Below are 17,564 nucleotides of genomic sequence, written 5' to 3'. Positions count from 1 at the left end.
CGAAGGCTGCGCGTGAGCGGCGCGTCAAAGGACATCAGCCGTTGTCATGCCTGCGTGAGCCCATGGCGTTGGCCGTGCGGCCGCGCTCGGTCGGCGACAGCAAGAGACAGACGTCCATCGACCGCGCGTGAGCCGTGGACGTACCCCGAGATCGTCGAATGGCGGGGACGTGTTTCGAGCCTTCCAACGAGACGCGCCGTGGTAGTCCACATCACCACCTGAAGATGCGTCGGCGGTCGGCCGCTGACGTGCGCCGGGTCGAAGAGGAGATCGACAGCCAATAGCTGATGTCTCGCGAATTCGCGACAGTGTGCTTGCGCGGAGCGTTCGCGCGCGATTCGTCGCGCCGATCGCTCCGCGGCCGGCCCTCCTCGTCATCTCCTCCGCTGTCGACCGTCGGCGACGAGGCGCACCGACCGCCGTGGCTGAACACTGCGCCGACTGGTGGTTCTTGACCATGGAATCGAAGGGAGCTCGCATGAAAAAGTATAAACTCTCCGGTCGGGTCGTTCGAGCCAAGACCGAAAGGGGCGTCGAGAATGTGCGTGTCGAGGCGTGGGACAGCGCGGAGGTCACCACGGATCTCGTCGCCGTCGCCGTGACCAACCAGAACGGCGATTTCGAGATATCGCTCGACCAGGCCGCCGTGGATCGTCATTTCCAGGGGCGGAAGCCGCTGATCGCGCTCCGCGTGTTCTCGCCCGGGGCCGAGGAGTACGTCACGCGCTACACGCAATGGAAGGTGTCGCCGACGCCTGCGACCGTGCGGATCGAGGTGGACCTCGCGGTGACCTCGACCAGGCGCGCTCCGGCCTCCGCGGTCGTGCGCGGCATCGTGCGGAACGAGCAAGGCGCGACGGTCGCGAACGCGACGGTGCGCGCCTACGACGTGAGGCTGACGTCAGAGATAGAGATCGGCTCGTCCACGACCGATTCGACGGGTCATTATAAGATCTCGTACTCGCCCCTGCTGGCATCCGGCAAGCAACAGCCCGATCTCCGGGTGATCGTCTACAACGGGTCGAATCAGGAGCTGGGCCGCTCCGCGCTGATCGTCCGCGCCCCGTCGACCGCCGTCGTCGACCTGGTCACCAGCCAGAACCAGGAAGACCGCGGCGCCTCGGAGCTGCAGCAGCTCAAGTCGCGCACCGCGGCCCAAACGCAGGGGGTGGTCCTCGGAACCCTCCAGGCCGAGCAGGTCGAGTTCGTCGCGATGGCCACCGAGGTGGAGCGCGGGCAGGTCGAGGCGCTCGTCGCGGCCGACTCCCTCCTGACGTCCGTCGGCGTCGGCGGGGCCGCCGATTCTTTTTACCCCTTCGTCCGCATGGGCTTGCCGACCACCAAGCGCGGGCTCCTTTCGTACCCCAAACCCGCGCTGCGCCGCGTGCTCGACGAGGCGAGGGAAGCAAAGATCGTGGGCGGCGAAGTCAGCGATAGCTTCGTCGATCTCCTCACCCAGGCCGCCGTCGACCTCGCCATGGAGGCGCCCGCGGGAGCGACCTGCAACCTCGGTCAGCTCCTCGGGCTCGAGCTGTCCGAGGACTACTACACGCAGCAATTCATCGCCGAGTACATGGCGTTCGATGGCACGCCGGAGGCCTTCTGGACCCACATCGCGTCCCTGCCCGACTATCAGGGCGAGCGCTCGCTCCTCATCCCGCGGCTCAAGCTCCTGCTGCAGCTGGGCGCGCTCACGCGCTATCACTTCCCGCTCATCGAAGAGCTGTGGGATCGCTGGCACGATGCCCAGTTCCAGGGCCTCCAGGACCTCGCGGCCTACAGCGAGGCCGACTGGATCGCGATCCTCGCCGTCCAGCGCAACGGCTCGCCCATCAACTGCCCGGACGACACGCCCGGAGCGACGGTGACCGAGAGGCGCGCGACCTACGCCAAGGTCATCCGGCACGCCCTTGAGGTGGCGTTCCCGTCGAAGGCGGTCGCGTCCGCGATCTCCGTGGTCGGTGGGAGCGAGCTGCCCACGTTCTTCAACAACAACCCTTCGTTCAAGCTCGGCAACACGCGCGCCGGCCACTACGTCGCATTGAACCCGGCGGCGTTCGCGGGGCTCTCCAACCCCGCGGCCGCGAAGCTCGAACTCAAAGCGGTCGAGCGGCTGTACAAGCTCACACCCAAGTACGAGGAGGCGACGGTGCTTCTCGACGCCGGGCTCAAGTCGGCGCGGGAGGTCGCCCTCCGCGGCCGGCTCCGGTTCGGCTCCGAGTTCGGCGCTGCCCTCGGAGGTGCCCATATCGCGGACGACATCTACGACAAGGCGGTCGCCATTTCCGAACATGCGCTCGCGCTGTCGCTCAAGTTCGGCGCGGCCTATAACCAGACGTCGGCCTACGTCCTGTCCGATCCCACGCGCCGCGCGAGCCAGGCGGCGCCAGACTTCGCGACATACGAGGAGCTCTTTGGCTCGACCGACGCGTGCGCGTGTGCGCACTGCGCCTCGGTCTACGGCCCGGCGGCGTACCTCGTCGACCTGCTCCGCTTCCTCGATCGTTACTACTCCACGCTCACGAAGAGCGGCAGCACCAAGTGGACCGCGAAGGAGCTGCTCCTCGGCAGTGCGCCGGGCTCGACGCCGGCGCTCGCCGGGCGGCGCCCGGACATCGGCCGGATCGACCTCACCTGCGAGAACGCCGACACGCCGCTGCCGTATGTCGACCTGGTGAACGAGATCCTCGTCCACGCCTTCGTGGGCGAGACCAAGGAGCAGAACGAGGCCCCGCCCGTCTTCCCGGAGCACATCGCGACCGCCGGCACCGCCGAGGAGCTCGCGGCCATGCCGAACCCGCCGAGCGGCGAGGAGGACTGGCACGAGACGGCTTACGAGCACCTGGCGGAAACCGACTTCCCCTTCAGCATGCCGTATCACCACCGGCACCACGAGGCGCGCGTCTATCTCGAGCACCTCGGCGTGCCCCTGCACGCATTCCTGAGCGAGCTGAGGGCGAAGTGGTCCAGCCCGGAGGCCATGTATCCCGAGGACGCGGCCGCCCATCGGCTCGGGCTTTCAGGGCGCGAGCTCGATCTGATCCGCGGCACCTGGATCACGGGCGTGACCCTGGCGAGCGCCTGGGGCGTCTCCGTGATCCCCGGCGGGTTGTTCAACGTGCCGGTGTTCCTCAAGCGCTCGGGGCTGTCCTACGACGAGCTGCGCGACCTGCTCGAGACGTCCGTGCTCCATCGCTTCGGATCGCCGGCGATCCAGCCGGCGGATAGCTGCAAGATCGACGAGCAGAGCATCGGCGGCCTGAGCGACGCCGTGGCCTCGCTGGACATCTTGCACCGCTTCCTGCGGCTCCGGCTGCGCCTCGGCTGGTCGATCCGCGAGCTCGATCAGGTGCTGGCCGCGTGCGCGCCCAGCGGCACCGACGTCGTGAACGGCCGCGCGCTGCGCGTGATCGCGGTGATCCAGGCGCTGCGCGCCGACCGGGGCATCTCGCTGCCGATCGCGGCGCTCGCGAGCTGGTTCGGGCCGCTCGACACCCAGCGCCGCGACGCCGGCGAGACGCCCTCGTTCTACGAGCAGCTCTTCCAGAACAAGGCCGTGACCAACCCGGTCGACGCCGCGCTCGCGCTGCCGGGGGTCGCCAGCCTCCCGACCGCCACCCTGTTCGAGTCCCACACGCCCGCGATCCTCGCCGGCCTGCGCATCAGCCGGGAGGAGCTGTCGCTGCTCACCGCGAGCTCGGGGCTCGGCCTGCCCGCGCTCGTCCCGGCGGACACCTCTGACCTCGCGCCGGTGACGCTCGCGAAGCTCCACCGCTACGTGACCTTTGCGCGGGCGGCGCGGCTGTCGCTGCCCGATTTCCACGCGCTCTACAACCTGAGCACCTACAAGCCGCTCGAGGCCGACAACCCCGAGCATACGCTGCGCTTCCTGGACACGGTCGATCGCGTGCGGCGCTCGGGGCTGTCGCCCGCCGACCTCGAGGTCATCTTCCGGGCGCGGCCGTCTCGGCGCGCGCGGATCGCCGCGACCGACGAGGCCATCAACTCCGTGCTCGACCAGATGTTCGGCGCGCTGCTGGCGCTGCGAGGCAAGAACGGCGCCCCGGACAGCGAGGCCGAGGCGGCCCTCATCGAGGACACGCTCGGCGCGGCGCTGAAGCTGGACGCGCGATCGACGCACCTGCTCATCGCGGACATCCTCACGACGGGCGAGTCCGACGACGTGCCGCTCGGCAGCGCGTTCTCGCTGCCCACCTCGCCGCCGCCGTCGCTCGACGACCCCAGCCGCACCGCACAGCGCGCCGCCTACCGGCACCTGGCCAGGGCCGCGGCGGTCGTGCAGCAGCTCGGTGCGCGCGCCGACGAGATCGAGTGGATGTTCGCCGGCGCGTCGCCGGCGCTCGACCTCGACGGGCTGCCGCGCGCCGAGATCGACGGCGCCGGCGGCTCGCCGTTGTTCGCGGACTGGGAGAAGCTCGTGGATTTCGTCGAGCTCCGCTCCCACCTCGTCGGGCCGAACCCGTCGCTGGCGAGCCTGTTCGAGGCCGAGCCCGCGAAGCTGGCCGCCGCCACGGGCTGGCCCGTGGAGGACGTCACGGCGCTGCTCCTCGCCCGTGGCTACGAGGCGCTCGATCCGAGCAACGCCGCGGAGCTGGTCTCGGTCCTCGGGCTCGTACGCCGCGCGATCGTGGTGCTGAAGCGGCTCGGCGTTTCGGCCGAGCAGGCGTTCGGCTGGGAGAGCTCGATGCACTCGTCCGGCGCCGGGCCCGCCGAGAGCATCGTCCGGGCCGCGAAGGCGAAGTACTCCGACGCCGAGTGGGCGCGGGTGGCGCCGCCGCTGCGCGACGTGCTGCGCGAGCGGCTCCGGTCGACGCTGGTGGCGTACCTCGTAGCGAAGCGCGGACACGAGGACAGCGACGAGCTGTTCGCCGAGCTCCTCGTGGACGTCGAGACGAGCCCTGCGGTGATCACCTCGCGCTTGAAGCAGGCCATCGGCTCGGTGCAGACGTTTGTGCAGCGCGCGTTCTTGAACCTGGAGGCGGACGACCTGAAGCTCCCGGAGGAGGCGGCGCGCGAGTGGGCGTGGCGCAAGAGCTACCGTGTCTGGGAGGCGAGCCGCAAGGTCCTGCTCCAGCCGGAGATGTACCTCGACCCGTCGCTGCGCGACGACAAGTCGCCGTTCTTCAAGGATCTGGAGGCCGAGCTCCGGCAGAAAGACATCACCGACGACGCCGCGGAGCGCGCGCTCGAGCGGTACCTGGACCGGCTCGACGAGGTCGCGAACCTCGAGATCGTGAGCGCGTTCCACCAGAAGGAGGAGGGCGACGACACGCACCTTCCGATCGACGTACTCCACGTCGTCGGCCGCACCGCGGCCCAGCCGTACAAGTACTTCTACCGCACGCGGGTGGACGGGCTGTCCTGGACTCCGTGGGAGCCCATCGATCTCGACATCGAGGGGGACAGGGTGCTGCTGACCGTGGAGGATCGCCGCCCGCACCTGTTCTGGCCGATCATCGAGCAACGCGCCGTACCGAACCAGCCGATGCCAGACGACACGCGCGAGCCGGGCGAGAAGGCGGTGGCGGACCATTACATCCGCCTCGCGTGGAGCGAGCGCCGGAACGGCGCTTGGGGCGCGCGCCGCATGAGCGGAGGCTCGGAGTTGACGCTGGGGACGACTTGGGCGGTCCCCACGTTCGTCCACCTGTTCGCGGAGCGCGACGACGAGCAGGATCCGCTCCGGATCGCGGCGGTCAATCTGACGGGCTACAACGGCCGCCGCCTCGGGCACTTCGCGCAAAGCGCCTGCGGTGCGCTGGAAGGTATCGATTTCAGCGATGATCATCGGGATTTTGAGGCATTCGCTCCGGCGATGCCCCGCCACACCACCTGGCAGCGGCATCTCTTGGTCTCGACGGATGTTGCGTCCACGCTGGCCGTTCCGGTCACGCTCAACGGCCTCCTGCAGTGGACCACGCTGTTCCGCAGCGTCACCCCGTTCCGCGCGCTCATTCCGCGCGTGATCGGCAGTGGGCACGACGAAGACAGCGCCTGGGACGGCGCGCCGTTCTTCTTCAAGGACGCGAAGTCGACGTTCTTCGCCGATCTCGTCCTGACCGAGTACACCGAGTGGGATGATGCGCCGCAGCCCGGGATGACGGCGTACGGCGACATCGGCAGGACCATCGGCGTGCTCGCCATGCGCGCGGGGCCGGCGGCAGACGAGTGGGCGCAGAGGGCGCCCGAGGTGACGAAGATCGCACACGTCTACGAAGACGCGAAGCGATACCGCTTCATCTCCTTCTACCACCCCTACGCCTGCCTGTTCCGGAAGGAGCTGCAGCGCTCGGGCGTGGACGGGCTGCTCAAGTGGTCGCTCCACCCGACCGAGCCGATCCAGCTCCGCTCCGGCGACGTCGACGCCTTCAAGGAGACGTACGACCCCGACCCCGCCAACGTGCTCACGCCGTATCCGAAGGAGGAGGTCGACTTCTCGTTCCAGGGCGCGTACTCGAGCTACAACTGGGAGCTGTTCTTCCACGCGCCGTTCCTGATCGCCCTCCGGCTGATGCAGAGCGGCCGGCACGCCGAGGCGCAGCGCTGGTTCCACTTCATCTTCGACCCGACCACGGGCGATCCGGCCCCGTCGCCCGAGCGCTTCTGGAACGTGCGGCCGTTCCGAGAGAACAAGGATCTCGCCTCGATCGAGGACGAGGTCCGGGATCTGTCGCCCTCGCAGCGGACCCCGATAGCCAGGCTGCTGGCCTCGCTCCTGACGAACCAAGAGAACGAGCGGGAGAAGCTCGATCTCGCCGCGCAGATCGAGGCGTGGCGGAAGGACCCGTTCAATCCGCACCTCGTCGCGCGGCTGCGGCCGATCGCCTACCAGAAGGCGGTGGTGATGAAGTACGTCGAGAACCTGATCGCGTGGGGCGATCAGCTGTTCCGGCGCGAGACCATCGAGTCGATCAACGAGGCGACGCAGCTGTACGTCCTCGCCGGCAATCTCCTCGGCCGGCGCCCGGTGCGCGTCGAGCGGCAGGACGCGGTGACGCCGCGGAATTACTGGCAGCTCGAGGCGCTCGGGCTCGGCGACCTCTCCGATCCGGTGATCGCGTCGCGGTCCCGCGTCGAGGCCGAGAGCCTCGTGGGCGACCCGCTGAGGGAAATGCTGCGCCGCACGTTCTCCCAGCGGGCGACTGACCTCGGAGAGCTCTACTTCTGCGTGCCCCGTGACGAGGCGCTCTCGGGGCTGTGGGACATGGTCGCCGATCGGCTCTTCAAGATCCGACACTCGATGAGCATCGAGGGCGTGGTCCGGACGCTGCCCCTGTTCGAGCCGCCCATCGATCCGATGCTGCTCGTGCAGGCCAGGGCGCTCGGCGTGGATCTCGCGACGGTGCTCAACGAGGCGAGCTCCCCGCGGCTCCCCTACCGCTTCCAGGTGCTGCACGCGAAGGCGATGGAGCTCTGCGGCGCGGTGGCCGGGCTCGGCGCCGCCCTGCTCGCCGCGATGGAGAAGAAGGACGGCGAGGCGATCGCGCGGCTCCGCTCGGGCCACGAGGTCGAGCTGCTCGCGGCGGTGCGCGAGATCAAGGCGCAGCAGGTCAAGGAGGCGCAGGCGACCGTCGCCTCGCTGGAGCGGTCGCACGAGACGGCGCGGCTTCGCCGCGACCACTACGCGAGCCTGCCGCGAATCAGCGCGGCGGAGCAGGGCGCGCTGGCCATGAGCGTCGCGGGCATGGAGCTCGGGCTCGTGGCGCAGGCGATCGCCGCCGTTGCCCCCGGCGTCGAGGCGACCCCGTCGACGACGTTCGGCGGCGCGGGCACGATGGGGAGCCCGGTGGCCCTCACCACGATCGGCGGGCAGGCCTCGGGCGCGTCGATCGAGGCGGCGTCACAGGCGCTCTCCATGGCCGCCGGCGCGCTGCGCGAGGGCGCGTCGCTCGCGTCCACGATCGCCGGCTACGAGCGGCGCGCCGAGGAGTGGGCGCTGCAGGAGCGGCTCGCGGCGAAGGAGATGCAGGGGCTGGAGAAGCAGATCGTCGCCGCGAAGATCCGCGCCGCGGTGGCCGAGGTGGAGCTCAGGAACCACGATCGGCAGACCGAGCAGGCGCGCGAGGTGCTCGAGTTCCTCCGGGACAGGAAGCGCACGACCGAGGAGCTGTACGACTGGATGGTGGCGGAGCTGTCGACCGTCCACTACCAGACGTACACGCTGGCTTTCGACACGGCCAGGCGCGCGGAGCGGGCGCTCCGGTTCGAGCTCGGCACGGCCGACGGCACGCCGGCGATGGTGCGCTTCGGCGCCTGGGACAGCCTGAAGCAGGGCTTGCTCGCGGGCGAGCGGCTCCAGCACGACCTCCGCCGCCTGGAGGCCGCGTTCCTGGAGCAGACGCCGCGAGAGGCGGAGCTCGTCAAGAACGTCTCGCTCGCCGAGGTCGCGCCCGAGCAGCTCATGCGGCTGCGCGAGACCGGCACCTGCGACGTCGTGCTGACGCAGGAGGTGTTCGACCTCGATTACCCGGGTCACTACTTCCGGCGCATCAAGTCGGTCGCCGTCACGATACCGACCGTGACCGGCCCATACGCGGGCGTGAGCTGCACGCTCACGCTGAGCAACACGCGCGTGCGCCCGCCGCAGCAGCCGCAGCAGCCGGCGGTGACCGCCGAGACCTATCCGGACACCGAGGGCTTCCGGACGGATCTCGTGCCGCTGACGGGCGTGATCGCGACCAGCGGAGGGGTGAACGACGCGGGCCTGTTCGAGCCGAACCTGCGCGACGAGCGGTATCTCCCCTTCGAGGGCGCGGGCGTGCTCGGGACCTACAAGATCGAGCTGCCCGCGGCGAACAACCGCTTCGACATCGCGGCGGTGAGCGATGTGATCCTGCACATCCGGTACACGGCGCGCTCGAACAGCACCCTCGCGGCCGCGGCGAAGACGTATTACCACGACCACCCGCCGGTGCGGCGCCGGCTCTTCAGCCTGCGGTCCGAGCTGCCGGCCGAGTGGGCCCGGTTCATGGCGGCGCCGTCGGATGACGCCGTGGCACAGCAGCTCTCCATCCCGCTCACGCCGGAGATGTTCCCCTACGCCCCGGCGACGCAGAAGGTCGCGCTGAAGAGCTACACGCTCTATGCGCGGTGGAACGGGAAGACGCATTATTGGAATGAGGGCCAGGGCAAGCTCGACGTGACGATGGCGTGGCCAGGCGCCACCGCGCAGGACCCGCTCACGCTCAACCAATTCCCGCTGGACAGCACCGGCGGCTGCAACACGGGGGCCATCGACAAGGTGGATTTGGACGACCAGGATCTCGACACCTGGACGCTCAGCGCGAGCCGCGGAGCGGTGGGCGAGATCGCGAGCGATCTCCGCACGAACAGCCGGCTCGACGACACGCTCCAGGACATCTACCTGCTCTGCGAGTACGGCTTCGAGCCGGCGTGACCGTAGACGAAACCCAGGCGATCTCTCACCAAGGAGTCAGTATCCATGTCGGACAACATCACGCTTCCTGAGGGCGCGGGCACGCTCCTCGCCACCGACGAGATCCTCGGCGTCCACGTCCTCCGCGCCAAGCTGCAGACGGGCGCGGACGGCACCGCTGTCGACGTTTCGCAGAACGACCCGCTCCCGGTGAGCCTGGTCGGGTCGCTCCCGGCCGGCACCAACACGGTCGGCGCGGTGAACGTGAAGCCGGCCACGGCGGGTGGGCTCTCCATCTACCGCAACGTCGGACTGAGCACCACGGGGCAGAGCGTGAAGAGCTCCGCCGGGCAGGTGTTCGGCTGGCACCTGGCCAACAGGAGCTCGACCGAAGCGTTCGTGAAGCTCTATGACGCGGCCGGGGCCCCGACGGTCGGCACGACCCAGCCTGCCTTGACGCTCATGGTGCCGGCCGGGCAGGTGGTCTCGGCAGAGCACACGAATGGCATCGCGTTCACGAACGGCATCGGTATCGGCGCGACCGCCGCCGCGGCAGACGACAACACCTCCCAACCGGGCGCGAACACGATGATCGTGAACGTGTTCTACAAGTAGCGCTGCCGGCAGAGGGGACGAGCCCTCGTCCCGGGGGGGACCGGGCGACGAGGACAGGGCCGTGGAGAGCTTGAACCGTCCGAGAGCGGCGCCTGGCCCGGCGCCGCTCTCGGACTCGGCGGCCGACGCCGTCGTTCCGGAGCGAGTCGCTCCGGGCGCGTGGGCCGCCCATTGCCATGGGAAGAGGGAGACGGATGAACGCTCGTGAGCCCAAGAAGGAAACCACCGCTGCTCCGGCAGCATCACCGGCCGCGCCGGACGGCGGAGCCCGCGGCAAGAGCCGAGACCCCGCGTCCCTCGCCCGGGAGGGGTCTGGCAAAAACACCGAGGCTCCGAAGGGCCTCCCCGGCGCGCCCAGGGCGCCGGAGCTGCCCGCTCCCGCGCTGCCGAAGGGCGGCGGCGCGATCCGCGGGGTCGATGAGAAGTTCTCCGCGAACCCGGTGACGGGCACCGGATCGTTCTCGATCCCGCTGCCGCTGAGCCCCGGCCGCGCGGGGTTCGGGCCGACGCTGGCGGTCACGTACGACTCGGGGGCAGGCAACGGCCCTTTCGGCGCCGGCTGGCAGCTGTCGATCCCGCGCATCACGCGAAAGACCGACAAGGGCCTTCCCCGCTACGACGACGCGCGCGAGAGTGACGTGTTCGTCCTGTCCGGCGCGGAGGATCTGGTGCCGGCCCGGTCGATCGACGGCGCGGCGCTCGACCGGTACGAGACGGAGAGCGAGCGCGTCATCCGCTACCGTCCCCGCGTGGAGGGCGCGTTCGCGCGGATCGAGCGCCGCGAGGTCAAGGAGAGCGGGAACGTGTACTGGACGGCGACGACGCCGGACAATATCACGAGCGTTTACGGGCGGAGCCCGGAGGCACGGATCGCCGACCCGGCGAGGCCTGCGCGCATCTTCTCGTGGCTGCTGGAGGAGACGCGGGACGACAAGGGCAATGTCGTCGTCTACGAGTACAAGGCGGAGGACCTGACCGGCGTGGCGCGCGACGAGGTCGCGGAGAGCCACCGCCACGCGGGCCGCGCGGCGGTCGCGAATTGCTATCTCAAGCGCGTCCGTTACGGGAACACGGTGCCGGGCGTCGCGGGGAGCTTCCTGTTCGAGGTCGTCTTCGATTACGGCGAGCACGGCGTCGAGGCGCCCACGCCCGAGGAGAGCGCCCCGTGGCTGGTCCGCCAGGACCCGTTCTCGGTGTACCGCGCCGGCTTCGAGATCCGCACGTACCGGCTCTGCCGTCGCGTGCTGATGTTTCACCATATGTCCGAGCTCGGCGAGACGCCGTGCCTCGTGCGGTCGCTCGACCTCACGTACGTGGAGAACGCTCACCTGACGCGGCTCGCCACCGCGACCCAGGCCGGATATGTCCGCGATCCGCAGACCCAGGCGTACAGCCGCGAGGCGCTCCCGCCCATCGCGCTGACGTACAGCGAGCCGGTGATTCAGCGCGAGGTGAAGTCGCTCGACCCCGAGAGTCTGCGCGACCTGCCCGGCGGCACGATGGGGTCCGGGCGGAATTGGGTCGATCTCGACGGCGAGGCGCTGCCCGGCGTGCTGATCGAGGAGGGCGAGGCGCTTTATTACAAGCAGAACCTCGGCGGGGGCCTCTTGTCCGCGGCGCGGCTGCTGCCGTCGCGGCCGGCCACCGGCGGCGGGCAGCTGCTCGACATCGACGGAGACGGGCGCAAGGAAATGGTGGTGTTCGAGCGGCCGGTGGCGGGCTACTTCGACCGCACCGACGCGGGCTGGGCGGCGTTCCGCCCGTTCGCGTCGCAGCCGAACGTCGACTGGAGCGACCCGAACCTCCGCCTCATCGATCTGAACGGCGACGGGCACGAGGACATCCTGATCACGGGGCCCGACACGTTCACGTGGTATCCGTCGCTCGCCAAGGGCGGCTTCGACACGCCGATCACCATCGCGCGCCCGAGCGACGAGGAGCGCGGGCCGTCGCTCGTCTTCGCCGACGCGGCGCAGAGCATCTTCCTGGCCGACATGAGCGGCGACGGGCTGGTGGACCTCGTGCGGATCCGGAACGGCAACGTCTGTTACTGGCCCAACCTCGGCCATTGCCGCTTCGGCGCCAAGGTGCAGATGAGCGGCAGCATGCGGTTCGATCACGAGGGCCGCTTCGATCCGAAGCGCGTCCGCCTCGCCGACGTGGACGGCTCGGGGACGACCGACATCCTTTACCTGCACCCGGACGGCGTGCGCTTCTATGCGAACAACGCCGGCAACACGCTGGCTGCGCCGGTGATGTTGCCGCAGCTGCCGGACGTGAGCGATCTGGCGTCGGTCGACGTGATCGATCTGCTCGGCTCGGGGACCGGGTGCCTGGTGTGGGCCTCGTCGCTGCCCGGGGCGCGCCCGCGGGTGCGCTACATCGATCTGCTCGGGAGCAAGAAGCCGCACCTGTTGACCTCGATCGCGAACAACCTCGGAAGGACGACGACGGTGACCTACGCTCCGTCGACGAAGTTCTACCTGGCCGACCGGGCGGCCGGCCGACCGTGGGTGACGAGGTTGCCGTTCGTGGTCCATGTCATCGAGCGCGTCGAGGTCTTCGACGCGATCTCGCGGCATCGTTTCGTGACAACGTATGCCTACCACCACGGCGACTACGACGGGGTAGAGCGGGAGATGCGCGGCTTCGGCATGGTGGAGCAGCGGGACACCGAGTCGTTCTCGGCGTTCAGCGGGGCTGGCTTCGCGCCGCCCGCGGCCAACGCCGATCCCGAGCTGCACCTGCCGCCGGTGCTCACGAAGACGTGGTTCCATACCGGCGTCTGGATCGAGGGGGCGAAGATCTCGGCGCAGTACGAGAGCGAGTATTACGCCGGTGACGCGGCGGCGGTCCGCCTGGCGGACACGCTGCTTCGCGAGGATCTCGGCGCCGTCGAGATGCGCGAGGCGTGCCGGGCGCTCAAGGGGCGGCCCCTCCGCCAGGAGGTCTACGCGCTCGACGGGTCGGCGGAGGAGCAGCGCCCGTACGTCGTCAAGGAGCACAGCTACGAGATGCGGCGCCTCCAGCCCGCGGTGGGCAATGCGCATGCGGTGTTCTTCGCCCATGCGCGCGAGGCGCTGGAGTACCAGTACGAGCGCAGCGAGAGCGATCCGCGCGTGGCGCACGCGCTCACGCTGAAGGTCGACGATTACGGCGTGATCATGCGGACAGCGCAGATCGGATATCGCCGGCGGGCGGCGTGGGCGGAGTTCCCCGAGCAGGAGCAGGGGAAGGCGACGCTGACGGAGAACAAGGTGAAGCACCTGGTCCCGGACGAGGAGGGTGCTTATCGGATCGGGGTCCCGACCGAGACGCGGACCTACGAGCTGCACGGCCTGCCGCTCGGCTCGGAGGGGGTGCTCGGGTTCCAGGCAGTCTTCGACGCGGCGGCCGCGGCGGAGGACGTGCCGACGCTCGCGTACGACGGGACGCCGAGCGGGGGCTTCCAGAAGCGCCTGTTGCAGCATGCGCGCACGAGGTACTGGAGCGACGATCTCACGGCGCCGCTGCCGTTCGGCGAGGTCGGCAGCAGGGCGCTCGTTCACGAGAGCTTCGCCAAGGTCCTGACGCCTTCGCTGATCACGTCGGTGTTCGGGACCCGCGTCACGAGCGGCATGCTCGCGGAGGGCGGCTATCTCCAGCTCCCGGACGATCCTGACTACTGGGTGTCCTCGGGGCGTGCGGTGCCTTCGGCGGCTCACTTCTACTTGCCGACGACGTTCGTCGATCCGTTCGGCAACGCGTCGCAGGTCGCCTACGACCCGTATCGCCTGCTCGTGACTGCGGTGACGGATCCGCTGAGCAATGTCGTGGAAGCCGTCCCCGACTACCGCGTCCTCGCCCCGCGGCAGCTCACGGACGCGAACGGCAACGTGAGCGAGGTGCGCTTCGACGCGCTGGGCCGGGTCACGGCGATGGCGGTGATGGGCAAGGCGGGGGCCGGCGCGGGCGACACGCTCGACGACCCGACGGCCACGTTCGCGTATGACCTGGAGCGATTCCGGCTCACCGGCAAACCGAGCATGGTGCACGCCCGCGCCCGCGAGCAGCACGGGGCGGGCAACCTGCGCTGGCTGGACACGTACAGCTACTCCGACGGCTCGGGCAACGAGGTGCTGCGCAAGGTGAAGGCGGAGCCGGGGCTCGCGCCCGAGCGCGACGCGAACGGCGCGCTGGTGCATGACGCGCAGGGCGACCTGGTCTTTTCGCACACGACGTCGCGCTGGGTCGGGACCGGGCGCACGGTGCTGGACAACAAGGGCAATCCGGTCAAGCAGTACGAGCCGTTCTTCAGCGCGACGCACGAGTACGAGGACGAAGCGGAGCTCGTGGAGTGGGGGGTCACGCCGATCCTGAGGTACGATCCGCTCGGCCGACTCATCCGGACCGACCTGCCAAATGGCACGTTCTCCCGGGTGGTGTTCGATGCGTGGAAGCAGACGTCGCACGATCCGAATGACACGGTGCTGGAGAGCGAGTGGTACGCGGCGCGCCAGGCGCTGCCGCCGGGCGATCCGGAGCGCCGTGCGGCGGAGCTGGCCGCGGCGCACGCGGGCACGCCGGCGGTGAGCCACCTGGACGCGCTGGGGCGGGTGTTCCGCGCGGTGGCGAACAACGGGGCCGAGGGGCAGTACATCACCCAGACGACGCTCGATATCGAGGGGCAGCCGCTCCTGATCACGGACGCGAGTGACAACGAGGCGATGCAGCATCGCTTCGGGCTGGGCGGGCAGCTGCTCTATCAGAAGAGCAACGACGGCGGCGAGCGGTGGATGCTGGCGGGCGCGACAGGACAGCGGCTGCGGGCCTGGAACGGGCGAGGGTTCGTCTACCGCTCGTCGTACGATGGATTGCGCCGGCCGACGCACGAGCACGTGCAGCTGGGCGTGGGCAGCGAGCGGCTGGCGCGCCGTTACGTCTACGGCGAAGCCCATCCGCAGGCGACGGCGATGAACCTGCGCGGCAGGGCGTACCAGGTGTATGATGGCGCGGGAGTTGTGACGAGCCAGGCGTACGACTTCAAGGGCAACCTTCTGCAGGCCTCGCGCCGGCTGCGCAGCGACGTGCATGCGGACGCCGACTGGGCGGTGCTGGCCCCGCTGACGGATGTGTCCGCCATCGCGACCGCCGCCGAGCCGCTGCTGGAGACGGAGAGCTTCGGGACGCAGACGGCGTACGATGCGCTGAACCGCCCAACCAGCCTGACCGCCCCGGATGGCCTGACCGCCTCGGATGCGAGCGAGGTCAAGCCGACGTACAACGAGGCGGGGCTGCTGGAGCGGGTGGAGGCGCGGATTCGAGGCGCGGTGGCGTGGACGACGTTCGTCGACAACATCGATTACGACGCGAAGGGGCAGCGCGAGCGGATCGAGTATGGCAACGGCACCTCGACGGCGTACACGTATGACCCATTGACGTTCCGGCTCTCGCGCCTGAAGACGACGCGGAGCTCGGACAGCGCGGTGCTGCAGAACCTGACGTATGTGTACGACCCCGTCGGGAACATCGTGGAGATCGGGGACAGCGCGCAGCAGACGGTGTTCTTCAACAATGCCGTGGTATCGCCGAGCGCGCGGTACGTGTACGACGCGGTCTACCGGCTGATCGAAGCGACGGGACGGGAGCACGCGGGCGGGCTGTCGGACGCGCCGCGTGACCAGAACGACCTGCCGATCCAGTCGCTGCCGCACGCGAACGACGCGCAGGCGCTGAGGAACTATACGGAGCAGTATGTCTATGACGCGGTGGGCAACCTGCGGAGGATGGTCCACCAGGCGGGCACGGGGAGCTGGACGCGGTGGTATGCGTACGAGGAGACGGCGAACAACCGGCTGACGAGCACGACCGGGGACCCGGAGAACGGGCCGTTCCGCAACTATGGGTATGACGCGCATGGCAACATGACGTCGATGCCGCACATCACGGCGCTGACCTGGGACGAGAACGACCAGGTGCGGAGCACGGATCTCGACGGCGGCGGCGATGTCTATTACGACTACGATGCTGCGGGCCAGCGCGTGCGCAAGGTCTGGGAGCACAACGGGCTTGTGGACGAGCGCATCTACCTCGGCGGCTACGAGGTGTACCGGAGGCGCAGCGGGTCGGGGCTGGTGCTGGAGCGGCAGACGCTTCACGTGATGGATGGCGCACGGCGGGTGGCGATGGTGGAGACGAAGACGGTGGACACGTCGGGGCCGTTCACGGTGACGCCGCGGGTGCGGTATCAGCTCGACAACCACCTCGGGTCGGCGTCGCTGGAGGTCGACGGGGCGGGGCTGGTGATCGGCTACGAGGAGTACCACCCTTACGGGACCACGGCGTACTGGTCGGCGGCATCGGGGATCGAGGTCTCGCAGAGGAGGTACAGGTACACGGGCAAGGAGAAGGACGAGGAGACGGGGCTATACTACCACGGGGCACGGTACTACGCGCCGTGGCTCGGGAGGTGGACGTGCGCGGATCCGGCCGGACTCGCGGACGGGCCGAATCTGTACGCATATGTGAGAGGGAATCCGATCAGGCTGAAGGACCCGAGTGGGAGAGAGAGCGCGAGCGACAAACGGATCGCGCAGATGACCGACGTTCAGCTGCACCGGCACCTGAAGGATTTGTCCCCAGAAGTCCGTGCAGAGTTCGCTGGTTCCGCAACAGGCAAATTTCAAGAGCGCGTTTCGGCCACTCTTACTCAAGGCAAGCTCGAATCCATCCGTACGGGCTTCACCACGGTGGAGCACGTTCGGCCCGCTGCGCCGGATACGACTGCAGAGGCGGATGACGCTCCTCAGGAGTATTACAGCCAGTCTGAGTACAGGGCGATGGCCCTGGCGGGGTCTGCCGTCATGGGGGGAACGACGGGTGTTCTCGACTTCCTGCATGCAGAGGCGAATTCACGGCCTGATGCGGGTGTCGAGCCACAGGAACTGCCGCCCGGCGGCACGGATTGGAGTGCGGGTGCAGAGGGTGGATTGCTCTCAGACCCCGCGATGAGGACCGTGACCGGGCTGGCTGCCGATGTAATGATAGCGGAGGCTGTCGTGGCAGGGGGCGCAGCGATCAGCACAGCGCTTCGTTCGCGCAAGGTTTCCGGCGCCGCAGGCAGGCTCCTCGACTACCCTCCGAACCCCGACGGCGCGGTGCGAACGCTGGACGAGGCCCAGCATCTCGCCACGCAGGCGGGCGTGGACCTCGATCCTGAGTTGTACAAGACGGTCCTGGATCCGTCTCTCCCACAAAATATTCGTGCTCAATACTTCTCTAGTGCGTCCAAGCAGGGCAACTTCACGCTCGCGCAGATGCAGACCCGGGATGGAAGATTCGTTTTGAAGTTGAATCCGTCTGTTCTCCGTAGTGATCAGGAAATTGTGGGAACGTTCGCGCACGAAGTGCATGAGACTCAGGCGCTTGCCGACCTGTTCGACGAAAACGGCGGGAGATTGACAGCGAAGCAACTCGCGGACGCAATCAACGCGCCGTATGGGTATCTGCATCAGGCGGCAGAAGCACACGAGACTGATGTGGTTCGCCGATTCTTCGGCAGTAAGTAGGAAGC

General features: G+C 68.9%; 3 protein-coding genes. All 3 read left to right on the top strand.

Annotation, left to right across the window (positions count from 1 at the left end):
* Positions 1-478 precede the first annotated feature (478 nt).
* The 3 genes from WME73_RS35530 (at position 479) to WME73_RS35520 (ending at position 17,559) form a co-directional block, all read left to right on the top strand.
* Positions 479-9,418: a neuraminidase-like domain-containing protein gene (locus tag WME73_RS35530; protein WP_437912423.1), complete on the top strand. Its 8,940-nt coding sequence runs from the start codon at positions 479-481 to the stop codon at positions 9,416-9,418.
* A 45-nt stretch (positions 9,419-9,463) separates the two neighbouring features.
* On the top strand, positions 9,464-10,012 hold the full coding sequence (locus tag WME73_RS35525) for a hypothetical protein (protein WP_437912422.1): 549 nt from the start codon (positions 9,464-9,466) through the stop codon (positions 10,010-10,012).
* 194 nt (positions 10,013-10,206) lie between these two features.
* Positions 10,207-17,559, top strand: a complete 7,353-nt coding sequence (locus tag WME73_RS35520; RefSeq protein ID WP_437912421.1) for a SpvB/TcaC N-terminal domain-containing protein — start codon at positions 10,207-10,209, stop codon at positions 17,557-17,559.
* Positions 17,560-17,564 lie beyond the last annotated feature (5 nt).

It is taken from the genome of Sorangium sp. So ce302, assembly GCF_051530145.1.
Classification (GTDB): domain Bacteria; phylum Myxococcota_A; class Polyangia; order Polyangiales; family Polyangiaceae; genus Sorangium; species Sorangium cellulosum_B.
The sequence above is the reverse complement of the archived record's forward strand: the minus strand, read 5'-3'. Positions and strand labels throughout refer to the sequence as shown.